A 13,082-nucleotide genomic window follows, 5' to 3' on the forward strand; every position below is an offset into this window, starting at 1 on the left:
TAATCTTTTCATAAAGGCATAGGCAGCCTGATGATCCCGTTTTTTACGAAGTTGAATATCCAATGTGTGCCCATCTTTATCAATTGCACGATATAAATAACACCATTTTCCTTTGACTTTTATATAGGTTTCATCTAGTTTCCAAGATAATTGAACGTTTTTATTTTTCTTCTTCCAAATTTGATAGATAAGATTTCCATATTCATGAACCCAGCGCATGATGGTTGTTGGGTGAACCGAAACACCACGCTCTTTCAAGATTTCAGATACATCACGATAACTTAAAGAAAAACGACAATAGTAGCCGACGGCTACCAAAATAATATCCTTTTTAAACTGTTTTCCTTTAAAATACCCCATATATCATTCTCCTGCTCACACTTTTTCTACAGGTTATCTCAGTTTAGAAATCTTTGCAACAGAACCCAACAGACTTTATAAATGGATTTCAAGGAGAAAAAGGAGAATTTACGGCAGCTATTATCATGGATGAGAATTTTGCTCTTAAATTTCGATTCCCAACAACAGAAGATCGCACGATAGGCAAATGCCCACTATGTAAGGGAAGGGTGCTTATAGGCAAGAGTAACTATCTATGTGAGCGTTATAAAAAGGGATGCGATTTTATTATTTTTGGTACATTTTCCGGTAAGAATTTAAGTAGTAACCACGTCAAAAAGCTATTAGAAAAGAATGTGACGGATCTGATTAAAGGATTTATCTCAAACAAAAGTGGTAAAAAATTTGATGCTCGTTTATCGTACAGCGTACAAGAAAAGCGGCTTAAATTCTTGTTTGGCAAATAAAAGTTAATACGATCAGTAGCAAAAAAAGAGGACTATGAAAAGGGAATAGTCTTCTTTTTTATTTCATTTTTTAGAGTAAAGGGGGGATTCCGTAATGGGGTTCTGTTGCAAAGTTTTTAAAACTAAGCTAAACTTTTGCAAAACAGAGTGAGGAGAATCATAAATGGGATATTTTAAAGGAAAACAATTCAGGAAAGATATTATTTTAGTAGCCGTCGGCTACTACTGTCGTTTTTCTTTAAGTTATCGAGATATATCTGAAATTTTGAAAGAACGTGGTGTATCGGTCCATCCTACAACCATCATGCGATGGGTTCATGAATATGGAAATCTCATTTATCAGATTTGGAAGAAGAAAAACAAAAACACATTGTTATCTTGGCGTTTGGATGAAACCTATATCAAGGTGAAAGGGCAATGGTGTTATTTATATCGAGCAATTGATAAAGAGGGACAAACACTTGATATTCAACTTCGTCAAAAACGGGACACACAAGCAGCATATGCTTTTATGAAAAGACTTGTTCGAACTTTTGGAGAACCAACGGTTCTGACGACAGATAAGGCCCCTTCTTTAGCTTCCGCATTCAAAAAATTAAAGGAGATAGGTCTTTACAAAAATACCTTTCATCGTACAATCAAGCACCTCAATAATATCATTGAGCAAGATCATCGACATGTGAAACGTCGATTCTCCCGTTCTTTAGGGTTTCAAAGTCTTCGCCATGCCTCACGTACTATTAAAGGTATAGAAACTGTTCATGCCATATACAAACAAAAACGAAGTCTTCAACCAAACTTCGTTTTTTCGACGTATAACGCATTACATGAATTATTAATAGTTTCATAAAACTGGTCCACAATATTCTCCATCTCTTTATGTCTTCGGAAACTTTGCAACAGAACCCTTCTGTTGATGCTTCTAAACAGCTAGATAACTGAGTTAAAGACGTCGTAGCGACATTTTGGTTCATCCATACACATAAAGCGACTAAATCTTTTGCTTGGTATTTACTGGTTCGTTGTACGAAACCGACATCCCTAGCAAAATCTCGTAAGATATTTGGAGATAAAAATCTTTGAATCTCTTGAGCAAATAATTGTAATTCATCAGATACAGAAATAGACATATAAAAACGCCATCCTTTCCTATGATTCTACAGAAAGAATAGCGTATTTTTTTATTTTAGGGGGTATTTTGTTTTGTTAGCTTGATAGCGATGTGGTGGTACCCCATCGCCATCAAGCTAAGAAATTCATTGTTCCCCAAAACGAAAAAAAATGACATAAATTCTCATAAATAACAGTTGTAGTGATAAAAAATTTTCGTTTTGGGATACTTTAAAATATTAGTTTGATGGACATGCGGTCGAACTCCTGTATAGAGTAAATGTGTTGAAAAACTTGAAAAACATTAAAATGTGTAAATTGTATGACTATTTTATTCAATTTATTTAATATTTGTAATCTTTTATTATATAATGATAATCGGGTTGATCGAGAATGTCTTAGATATTGCGATATATACTCGAATTCATTTATTTTAGGGAGGTTACAATATTGGGTAAGAGAGTTATTATAAGAGTTGTTACATTATTATCAGTACTGGCATTATTTCTTAATGTGTTTTTACCAAGGGCTAGTGCAGAGGTTATGACGCACGAGAAATATTCAATGGATTGGAGTTATAGTAATAGTCTAGGTAAGTACATTCGAACTGAAATTATTAAAAATTCAAGCAGTCAGATTGCATATTGCTTAACTCTTGGTTTAAAATCACCAAATGGTGAAGATCTTCCTGAAATGGGTAAAACAGATAATGTGGTATATAGGGTCTTATTAAATGGATTCCCACAAAAAAGTGTAGAACAGCTGGGAGTAGCTAATAAGAATGAGGCACATTATGCAACACAGCTTGCGATTTGGAATGCATTAGGTCAACTTGATGTAAATGAATTAAATCATGCGAATAAAAATGTTGAAAAGGCGGTTAAGGAAATTATTAATGCTGCTAATAAAAGTGAAGATACTCAAGATATTTTCATGAATGTAATTCCTGCTGAAAAGCAAAAAGCAGAATTAAAGGGTGAGTTTTTTGAAACAAACCTATACACAGTACAAACAAATGCTAAGAGTGGTTCTTATAAGGTAGTAGCGAAAAATGCACCTAATGGAGTAAAAATTGTTGGTGAAAATGGAGAAGTGAAAGATCAGCTTTCAGTTGGGGAAAAATTTCGTATCCAAATTCCTAAAAATACAAAAACAGGTGAATTTAATTTAAGTGTTGCAGCAAATTTAACTAAAGTTCAAGCAATTGCTTATCGCGGTACTGATACTATTCAGAATGCTACAGTACTACTAGAAAGAAATGAAGAAAAGCTTAGTAGTGACCTCGCAGTAAATTGGGAAGCTGCTGGTTCTTTAAAAATTAAAAAGGTTGGAGAAAATGGAGAAGTTTTAGCTGGTGCAGTATTTGAAGTCTTTAATGCAAATAATGAATCAGTTGGGAAAATTACTACTGCTGCTGATGGTACTGCAGAATTAAACAACCTACCAATTGGTACTTATACTGTAAAAGAAATTAAAGCACCAACAGGCTATGTTTTAGGTGACAAACCACAAACTATTGAAGTTAAGACAGGAGAAACAGGAGCTGTTCAAGTAGTAAACAACAAAGCAAAAGGGAACATTGAAATTAAAAAACTTAGTGATTCGGGCAAGGTGTTACCTAATGTTGAATTCACAGTCTATACTGAAGAAGGAAAAGAAGTGAAAAAAGTAGTAACTAAAGAAAATGGAATTGCAAATGTTGAAGGTCTTACGTATGGTAAGTATTATTTCTTAGAGACAAAAACACCTAATGGATATATTGGAAATAAAACAAAGTATCCTTTTGAAATTAAAGAGCACAATAAAACACTTACTTTTACAGTGGAAAATACCGAAGTAAAAGGTAGTGTAAAATTATTAAAAGTAGATAACGAAGATATCAGTAAAAAATTGGAAGATGCAGTATTCGAGCTAAAAGATGCAAGTGGAAAAGTAATTGGGGAATATAAGACAGATAAAAATGGCGAGATTAACGTCAAAGATTTAGCGTATGGTAAGTATTCATTTGTAGAAAAGACTTCTCCAAATGGTTACGTTCTTGTTACAGAACCAATTGTGTTCGAAATAAAGGAACATGGAAAAATTATTGAGTTATTAGCAGTTAATCATCTTATCAAAGGTAATCTAGAAATTACAAAGGTAGATGTAGCTGATGGAAACAACAAGCTTCCAAATGCAGAATTTACTATTTATAACGAAGCAGGGAAAGAAGTAGTAAAAGGAAAAACAGACGATAAAGGTATCGCGAAATTTGAAAAGTTACCATTTGGAAAATACACATATAAAGAAACTGTTGCACCAAAAGGTTATATATTGAATGAAGAAACGTTTTCTTTTGAGATCAAAGAGAATGGTCAAATCATTAAACATATTGTCAAAGATGAAAAGATTCCTTCAGTAAAAACAACAGCTACTGATAAAACCGATGGTACAAAAGAAATGCACACTTCTAAGTCTGTAACAATTCAAGATAAAGTGGAATATAAAGACCTACAAGTAGGTAAAGAGTACACTGTAAAAGGTAAATTAATGGATAAAGAAACTAATAAACCATTAGTTGTAAATGGTAAAGAAGTAACAGCTGAAACTAAGTTTACACCAAAAGAAGCAAATGGTTCTATTACATTAGACTTCACATTTGATGCAACTGGTTTAGAAGAAAAAGAAGTAGTAGTATTCGAAGATGTACTGAAAGACGGAAAAATTGTTACAACACATGCTGATATCAATGACAAAGGTCAAACAGTTAAGTTTGTTAAGCCATCAATAAAAACAACAGCTACAAACAAAGCTGATGGTGGAAAAGAGATTCATTCAAACGATTCTATCACGATCCAAGACAAAGTAGAGTATACTAACTTAGTTGTAGGTAAAGAGTACACTGTAAAAGGTAAACTAATGAACAAAGCTATTAACAAACCATTATTAATTGATGGTAAAGAAGTAACAGCTGAGACTAAGTTTACTGCAAAAGAAAAGAATGGTTTTGTAACATTAGACTTTACTTTCGTTGGTGCTGAACAGCAAGGAAGGGAAGTAGTAGTGTTTGAAGACTTATTACATGAAGGTCAGGTAATTGCAACTCACGCTGACATTAACGATGTAGGGCAAACAGTTCGATTTGTAGAACCTTCAATAAAAACAACAGCTACAAACAAAGCTGATGGTTCTAAAGAGTTAGACGCTTCTAAATCTGTAACAATCCAAGATAAAGTGGAATACAAAGACTTAATCGTGGGTAAAGAGTACGTTGTAAAAGGTAAACTAATGGATAAAGCAACAAACAAACCATTATTAGTTGATGGTAAAGAAGTAACAGCAGAATCTAAGTTTACTGCAAAAGAGAAAAATGGTTCTATCACACTAGATTTCACATTTAATGCTTCTGAATTACAAGGTAAAGAAGTAGTAGTGTTTGAAAAACTTTATCAAGATAATGTCTTAGTAGCAATTCACGTTGACATTGAAGATATGGGTCAAACAGTGAAATTTAAAGAGATAAAACCGGAACAACCTAAACCAGAACAGCCGCATCCAGATAAAAATACTCCAACATCAGAGCAACCAAAAGAGCAAGTAAAAGAACAACCACAACCTAAGAAAGAAATTCAATCTAAAATTGGATGGTTACCGCAAACAGGTACTAACCTTACAAGTTGGATCTCTATGGCTGCAGGCGCAATGTTGTTAATCGTAGGTGGAGTGATTTTCTTAAAACGTAAAAATGCATAGAAATTAAATGGTTGTGTTGCAAAGATTTCTAAACTGAGATAACCTGTATAAAAAGTGTGAGCAGGAGAATGAGGTTCTGGTGCAAAAATCATTTGATAGAGGCATAGAAACCTGCATAGACTGTTCAATGGTAGATTATGATGCAATTCCAAATAATTTATGTATGAATCTAACTTCATTTTGGGCAGACTTCACCTGTAAGTGAAGTTGTCCTTTTTTCATCATATGCATGGTTTCAACGCCACTCAATATAGAAGTAGCTGTTTCATATGACTTGAATCCTAACATAGAACGTACACGTTTCTTAATGAAACGGTGATCTTGTTCCACTATATTATTGAGATATTTAACTTGCCTTAGTTGTATGCCTTTAGGCATACGTTTCTCTTCTTTTAGTTCTTGAATTGCTACAGGATAGGCAGGGTTCTTATCTACTGTTATTACGCGAGGTTTACAAATATGAGAAGCAGCCAAGGCTTTCTTGAAAAAGCGCTTGGCTGCTTGTTTATCTCTTGATTCACTTAAATAAAAATCAATGGTATTTCCTTCTGAATCGACTGCGCGATATAAATACATCCATTGCCCTTTTACTTTCACATACGTTTCATCGACTCCCCAGGAATCATTTGTTGTCTTAAGATGACGTCGTACTCTTTCATCTAATTCAGGTCCATATTGATGCACCCAACGCATAATAGTGGTGTGAGCAATAGACAAACCTCGTTCCTCCATCATTTCCACCAAATCACGAAAACTTAGATTGTACCGTAGGTACCATCTTACCGTTAATAAGATAATATCAGGTTGATAGTGCTTCCATTTGAACAAATTTTCCTTTTTCATACCGATCACACACCTTTTTTAGAGTAATAGTATCAGTATGTCCAAGATTTAGAGATTATTTGCAATTTCCCTGAAGTTTTTGCACCAAAACCCACCTGTTCAACCCAAGAGTTAGAGACTATTGAATGGGAACTTAATGACTTAATGGAAGATTTTGGAGATAAAAATGGCGAAGGGGAATTTATTGACTTTCTTGAAGACCTCGAAGAAAGGAAATCTGACAGTTTGCTAGAATCAGTTAGAGAGTTCAAAGTCAATAAAAAAGAAGAAGCTGTTGATTAACAAAAATTTATTTATGGCTTATTCAGCAATCGGGCCATATTCTTGAATAACAAAAGCAAGCATTACATCGATTTTTTTCATATAATTCCATGTCGATATTTAAATACAGGGAGGAAATATGTGTAATGATTGATAAAAAATCACAAAAGGATGTCATTGTTGTTGGTGGAGGACCAGCAGGTATGATGTTGGGCTTATTACTGGCTAAGGTTGGTGTTCAAGTAATCGTCTTGGAGAGCCACGATAATTTTGATCGTGAATACCGTGGAGAAGTGCTTCAGCCTCGTTTTATTCAATTGCTTAATCAATTGAAATTACGCGAGTATATCGAACAATTGCCTCATTCTAAGCTAAAGAAAGGTGCATTTTATCATTATGATAAAAAGAAAGGTGACTTTGATTTTACTTCCATGATTGCAGAAGCACCTTATGCTCTCTGGATTCCTCAGCCTATTTTACTTCAAGCACTGTACAAAAAAGCAAAGGAATATCCAACGTTTGATATGATGTTTCATGCCCCGGTAAAAAAACTGCTCGAGAAGGATGGAACAGTAACAGGAGTGGTTGTTGATGGGGAAAATAAAGAGTTGCTTGAGATTCAGGCGAAAATAGTAGTCGGAGCTGATGGACGGTTTTCCACGATTCGTCGTTTAGGTGGTTTTGAATTAGAATATCAACATTATCCTGGTGATCTAATCTGGTTCAGTGTAAAACGGCCTTCTCATTGGGGAGAAGAATTACGATTTAAAATCACAGAGGGACACAGCTATATAACACTGCCGAAATACCCTAATTTACTTCAAGTAGGCATTGCTTTACCACGGGGTGAATGGAAAGAAACACAGCGTCAAGGGATAGAAAATTTTCGTCAGGAAATTATGCATGCTAACAAAGGATTTCATGAATTTGCTGAATCTTTGGTTGACTTTAAACCATTCGTACCACTTCAAGCTAAAAATCATATGGTTAAAACGTGGGCAAAGAATGGCTGCTTGCTGATCGGTGATGCTGCTCATTGTTCATCTCCTGTAGGAGCAATAGGAGTTTCTTTAGCAGTAACGACAGCAGCTGTGGCGGCTGATGTTATTTGGGATGCGCTACAAAAATGTGATGTCTCAGCTAAAGTTCTCTGTAGAGTCCAAGAAATTCGAAGTGAGGAGATTGAGGAAATTCACCAAATTCAAGAGCGAATGGGAAATTTGTTTTTTACTTCGTCAAAATTTGTGAAAGGGATCCGACCATACATCGTATCTGCTGCTTTCAAGACTCCCCTTTTTTCGATGATCCAGAAGAAGCTATTTGTCATGAAAAATCCTATAAGCATTAACCCTGCATTTATTTTTAATGAAGAATAATTTTGTTCTTGCTGTCTCAAGATTATCTTGATGATGAAAATAAAAATTGGCTACGAAAAGCAATACAATCACAAGAGCCAGAACATAAATGGCTGCAATTATTAACATAATCTTGTTCAACAAACGGGCGCTTTTCTGCAGTAAGGTAATTAATAATAGACTGAACGGTAAAAACCGATCAGTCTATTTTTTCTTATCAATAGGGTACACCCTATTGAGAAAATTCTGGTTCCTTGATATTATTAGCTTGATAGGTTCTCAATAACACTTATCAAAAATACAAATTAAAAGAGGATGGAAAATGATCTACGGATATGCTCGAGTAAGCACGCAAGACCAAAATCTTGATACCCAAATTGAACAACTCACAAAATTTGGAGTAGATGAAATTGTGAAGGAGAAAATCAGTGGTGTTTCTAAACAGAAGCAACAATTGGACGAAATTCTTTCCAAAATTGCTACTGGTGATACCTTAGTTGTGACTCGAATGGATCGACTTGGCCGAAACACTGTTCAGTTGTTGCAACTAGTTGAACAACTTCGTGAAAAGAATATTCATTTCGTTATTCTAAACTTAGGAATTGACACGAGGACACCCACCGGTAAATTCTTTTTGACTGTAATGGCAGCATTTAGTGAGTTAGATCGAGAAATGATTAAGGAAAAGCAGCGTTCGGGGATTAAATTAGCCAAGCAAAAAGGTAAATATCGTGGAAGGGTAAAAAAATATACAGATAAGCATCCGGGAATGAATCACGCCATTGAATTACGAAATACAACAGATAAAACCGTAAAGGAGATTTGTGCAATTACACGGGTCAGTCAAGCAGCATTTTATCGCAAGCTGAAGGAAATAGAGGAAAAAGGGGTATAGTAATTGGTAATTATTTCATATGTGGCCCCTCAATCCCCGAATCGTTTCCGTACCCCTTTTAGGGGCGTTTAAAACTTTGCAACAGAACCATATTCCCCATCTCTTTATATCTTCGGAAACTTTACAACAGAACCAAATAAACAATATGTTAAATATTGACACAAACAATAAGCGTGCGTATTATTAATGATACGTGCACTTATTATTTTTTTTGGAGGTCATACCATGTGGAATTATGAACATACCATTTTTACTGATGCTGATCCGGGATCTATTTGGAATCTATATCAAAATGTATCTGAATGGTCAAAGTGGGATAATGAAATTTTAAAATCTTATTTAGAGGGATCTTTTGAATCAGGAAGTATTGGGACCCTGACAATTTTTAATCGAAAACCTAGTACATTTACTCTCACAGAAGTGAAAGAGAATGAAAGTTTTACAAATGTAATGGAAATAGATGAACTAAATATACAAATTGTTTTTTACCATTACATAAATAATGTTGATTCTCAGACTAAAGTTACACATGGCGTTAGAATCTTGGGTCATAACGCGAATGAACTAGGAGAACGAATAGGGCCTATGTTAACAAAAAATATTCCTCAATCTATTGGTAGACTTGTTAAGTTGGCGGGTGAAAACGAATGACTAAAACACGATATTGGATAGGTATAGTATCTGAGGAGCATGTAAGAATAGGAGAGAAAAATGGCTTTGCTCAACTATGTCATGGTAAAGCATATCCTTTAAAACGAATGAAAGCAGGAGATTGGCTCATTTATTATTCACCAAAGACATCTTATAAAAATGGCTTACCTCTGCAGTCTTTTACTGCTATTGGTAAGGTTAAATCCGGTGAGGTTTATCTTTACGAAATGAATCCAAACTTTATACCGAACAGAATAGATGTAGAGTTTAAAGAATGCCAATCTGCTAGTTATTTAGAAATTAAGCCTTTATTAAATTTTGTCCGGATGACTCCAAATGTAGGTTTACTCTTTAGAAGAGGTCATTTTGAGATAGAACAGGAAGATTTTTTAGTAATTGCTAAAGCTATGGGGGTAAAACAGCATGACGTGGGTTTCTAAATTCAATAATCCAGAAGATAGCTCAGGATTTCTATTATGGCAAGTAACACATGCATGGCAAAGACTCATAACAAAAGAACTGAGTAAGATAAATATCACTCATTCACAATTTGTGTTACTAGCAGCATGTGATTTTCTGCAGACTAAAGGAGAAAACGTGACTCAAAAAAAGCTTGCTGACTTTACAAGGTTAAATATTATGATGATTTCTGATGTAGTACGTACCCTTGAAACAAAAGGGCTTTTAGAGCGAAGTAAGAACCCGTTAGATAAGCGAGAAATTTTATTATCTATGACTGAAGAAGGAAAAAATAAGGTTAAACAAGGGATTCCAATTGTAGAAAAAGTGGATGAACAGTTTTTTAATAATATTAAAGATAATCAGAAAGAGTTTAATGAGATGTTACATTCTTTATTATAACTAATTTGGTTTCTAGAATAGCTAATACTATTTCCTATAACGAAATTATGTAAATGAGCTGTCCATATAGACGGCTTATTGTATTTTTTGCTTAGCAGGGGTCACTATACATGCCCATCAACTTAAGAGATTAATTGTTCCCCTAAATGAAAAAAATGAACTGAATTTTCATGAACAACTATGAAGAGATACAATTTTCGTTTTGGGGATACTCTAAAATATTTGCCTGATAGTGATGTGTGGTGATCCCATTTAGTAAAATAAGCTTATCTCGCATCTCTCATTTAAATGTATTATTAACTAGTTTCTCCCAATCTACAAAGGACAACTTATCTGTAATATGTTTTAATTCATTAGGAACTTCAATATGACATATTAATTCTAAACTGTTACCATCTGGGTCTTTGAAGTATACTGAAGCATTACCTTGGTGTGGGCGGATAAATGGCTCAGTAGATTCTCTATTACCAAATGGGACAGCTTCAACTTGAATAAAATCTAGCCACTTTAAAGATTCTTTTAAATCTTCATATGAAACTCGAAAAGCAATATGTCGTAAAGAAGGGTGGTATCGAGTTTCATACTCATTTCCTTCCCATAATCCCAACCAACTCTTACCTTTTTCAATCCAAAAGAAAGCAGTGTCTTCATCACGCCAAGCAAGTTTCAATCCTAATTTTCGATAAAATTCAATTGAATTTTTTAAATTACTAACTGGTAAGTGTGCTTCATACAACCCTTTAATCATATGGTTTTCCCCCTTATTTTCTGTTCTTGAATATTAAATATATCAATGTAAAAACAATATTAAATCCACTAATAGTATTAAAATTCTATACATCTTTAGAGGTAATGTAATAGGGGGCACCATACATGCTTATCAGCTCAAAAATATTCACTACACCCAAGTATAAAAAAGCGTTATTCTTTCTAAAAAGCTAGGCAGAAAGGGTGACACTTTTTATGAATTTTTCGATTCAAGATGAATTACAACTATTTTCTGAAGAGCTGTATCGTCATTTAACCCCTTCTCTTTTGGAAGAACTCGCAAAAGAATTAGGTTTTGTAAAAAGAAAACGAAAGTTTTCAGGAAATGAATTAGCTACCATATGTATCTGGGTAAGTCAACGTACAGCGAGTGATTCTCTCGTTCGACTATGCAGTCAATTACACGCAGCCACAGGCACTCTTATGAGTCCAGAAGGACTCAATAAACGCTTTAATAAAAAAGCGGTTGAATTTTTGAAATATATTTTTTCTGCATTATGGAAAAGTAAACTTTATAAAACATCAGCCATTTCAAGTGCTGCACTCACGTATTTTCAACGAATTCGTATTTTAGATGCGACGATTTTTCAAGTACCGAAACATTTAGCTCATGTATATCCTGGATCAGGTGGTTGTGCACAAACAGCAGGTATCAAGATTCAATTAGAATATGACTTACACAGCGGACAGTTTTTAAACTTCCAGGTAGGGCCTGGAAAAAATAATGATAAAACATTTGGAACAGATTGCTTAGATACCTTACGCCCAGGAGATTTATGTATTCGCGATTTGGGTTATTTTTCATTGGAAGACTTAGATCAAATGGACCAACGTGGCGTGTACTATATATCAAGACTTAAATTAAACCATACTGTCTATACGAAAAATCCGTTTCCGGAATACTTTCGAAATGGGACAATCAAAAAACAGTCACAGTATATCCAAGTTGATTTAGAGAACATTATGCACACGTTAAAACCAGGACAAACGTATGAAATAAAAGAGGCGTATATTGGCAAGAACCAAAGATTATTTACAAGAGTAATTATCTACCGATTAACAGAGGAACAAATACTGGAACGTAGAAAAAAACAAAGCTATACCGAAAGTAAAAAGGGGATTACATTTTCAGAAAAGAGTAAACGATTAACGGGTATCAACATATATGTTACGAATACGCCTTGGGAGATGGTTCCGATGGAACAAATCCATGATTTTTACTCCCTCCGCTGGCAGATCGGCGTGTCCAGATAAGGACACATTATCTAGTTGGTGAAAGTCCAATCGGGAGAATAGACTCCACTCCCGTAGCCTGAGAGGCGCCATGAAGTGAAAACAACATAGCGAAGCCCTCTGACATCACATGCAAAAGGCATGTGGGCAAATCTCCAGGTTGTAACGTACAGTGAACGTAGACGTAGCCTCGTTACACGCAATTCCGGTGGCTGAGACGGTCGATAACGTGCGAAAGCAGCAAGAACTGACCGAAACGAGTCTGAAACGGCAGTTCTCACCGGCGGGGTATCAGCGGCGACATGGAGAGAAAGATAATGTGGAAACTGGAGAAGCCCTCGACACCCGATGAAGAAACCTCATCGAGGAGACCGTCTCTATAACCGCGACCGGGAAGTGAGACCGGTAGGTGTCAGGGTGGCGGAACGGATCGTAGTACCAGAGATCTGCGTGCAGTAAAACGCGTGGGGAGGGAAGGGTCCGAACCTGTAAATATTTCGTACGACCAAAGGAGGCAAGGGTGCCATGACAAAAACACCTATTACTTTGCAGGAACTAAGGCGACGA

11 protein-coding genes and 3 pseudogenes are annotated in these 13,082 nt (G+C 35.2%); 10 read left to right on the top strand and 4 right to left on the bottom strand.

All coding sequences use genetic code 11. From position 1 onward, the window contains the following. The coding region (locus tag Y7E_RS0127175; RefSeq protein WP_017154339.1) for an IS6 family transposase at positions 1–360 on the bottom strand (360 nt) is incomplete at its 3' end. Between the two features lie 62 nt (positions 361–422). On the opposite strand from Y7E_RS0127175, the pseudogene Y7E_RS30480 reads away from it, so the two are divergent. Then, positions 423–806: pseudogene (locus tag Y7E_RS30480) on the top strand (topoisomerase C-terminal repeat-containing protein); the annotation flags it as partial. A gap of 163 nt (positions 807–969) precedes the next feature. Continuing rightward, positions 970–1,656, top strand: a complete 687-nt coding sequence (locus Y7E_RS0127185; RefSeq protein WP_017154341.1) for an IS6 family transposase — start codon at positions 970–972, stop codon at positions 1,654–1,656. A gap of 58 nt (positions 1,657–1,714) precedes the next feature. Here Y7E_RS0127185 and Y7E_RS32280 read toward each other — a convergent pair. Continuing rightward, positions 1,715–1,936, bottom strand: a pseudogene (locus Y7E_RS32280) (IS4 family transposase); the annotation flags it as partial. Positions 1,937–2,366: 430 nt separating this feature from the next. On the opposite strand from Y7E_RS32280, the gene Y7E_RS0127190 reads away from it, so the two are divergent. Beyond that, on the top strand, positions 2,367–5,648 hold the full coding sequence (locus Y7E_RS0127190) for a VaFE repeat-containing surface-anchored protein (protein ID WP_017154342.1): 3,282 nt from the start codon (positions 2,367–2,369) through the stop codon (positions 5,646–5,648). Positions 5,649–5,783: 135 nt separating this feature from the next. Here Y7E_RS0127190 and Y7E_RS0127195 read toward each other — a convergent pair whose 3' ends face one another. Next, positions 5,784–6,491 carry an IS6 family transposase gene (locus tag Y7E_RS0127195; RefSeq protein WP_017154343.1) on the bottom strand — a complete coding sequence of 236 codons (708 nt, stop codon included), beginning with the start codon at positions 6,489–6,491 and terminating at the stop codon, positions 5,784–5,786. 144 nt (positions 6,492–6,635) lie between these two features. Here Y7E_RS0127195 and Y7E_RS33360 point away from each other — a divergent pair, with 144 nt between their 5' ends. The 6 genes from Y7E_RS33360 to Y7E_RS0127225 all read left to right on the top strand — a co-directional run bounded on the left by Y7E_RS33360 (position 6,636) and on the right by Y7E_RS0127225 (position 10,514). Beyond that, a complete protein-coding gene (locus Y7E_RS33360) occupies positions 6,636–6,773 on the top strand; it encodes a hypothetical protein (RefSeq protein ID WP_017154344.1) in 138 nt (45 codons plus the stop codon). An 89-nt stretch (positions 6,774–6,862) separates the two neighbouring features. Continuing rightward, positions 6,863–8,128, top strand: coding sequence for an FAD-dependent monooxygenase (locus Y7E_RS0127205; RefSeq protein WP_237741418.1), 1,266 nt, complete (start codon positions 6,863–6,865; stop codon positions 8,126–8,128). Between the two features lie 301 nt (positions 8,129–8,429). Continuing rightward, positions 8,430–9,002, top strand: a complete 573-nt coding sequence (locus Y7E_RS0127210; protein WP_017154346.1) for a recombinase family protein — start codon at positions 8,430–8,432, stop codon at positions 9,000–9,002. Positions 9,003–9,227: 225 nt separating this feature from the next. Further along, positions 9,228–9,653 carry an SRPBCC family protein gene (locus Y7E_RS0127215; protein ID WP_017154347.1) on the top strand — a complete coding sequence of 142 codons (426 nt, stop codon included), beginning with the start codon at positions 9,228–9,230 and terminating at the stop codon, positions 9,651–9,653. Next, on the top strand, positions 9,650–10,093 hold the full coding sequence (locus Y7E_RS0127220; RefSeq protein WP_017154348.1) for an EVE domain-containing protein: 444 nt from the start codon (positions 9,650–9,652) through the stop codon (positions 10,091–10,093). The genes Y7E_RS0127215 and Y7E_RS0127220 overlap by 4 nt, the downstream gene beginning before the upstream one ends. Next, positions 10,077–10,514, top strand: a complete 438-nt coding sequence (locus Y7E_RS0127225) for a MarR family winged helix-turn-helix transcriptional regulator (RefSeq protein WP_017154349.1) — start codon at positions 10,077–10,079, stop codon at positions 10,512–10,514. Before Y7E_RS0127220 ends, Y7E_RS0127225 begins: the two co-directional genes overlap by 17 nt. Before the next feature lie 280 nt (positions 10,515–10,794). Here the strand turns inward: Y7E_RS0127225 and Y7E_RS0127230 are convergent, their stop codons facing one another. Beyond that, a complete protein-coding gene (locus Y7E_RS0127230) occupies positions 10,795–11,262 on the bottom strand; it encodes a VOC family protein (protein WP_017154350.1) in 468 nt (155 codons plus the stop codon). 215 nt (positions 11,263–11,477) lie between these two features. Here Y7E_RS0127230 and Y7E_RS30485 point away from each other — a divergent pair. Then, positions 11,478–12,527 (top strand): annotated as a pseudogene (locus Y7E_RS30485) (IS4 family transposase); the annotation flags it as partial. Between the last annotated feature and the right edge of the window lie 555 nt (positions 12,528–13,082).

The organism is Bacillus bingmayongensis, assembly GCF_000299035.1.
In the GTDB taxonomy this organism is placed as follows: domain Bacteria; phylum Bacillota; class Bacilli; order Bacillales; family Bacillaceae_G; genus Bacillus_A; species Bacillus_A bingmayongensis.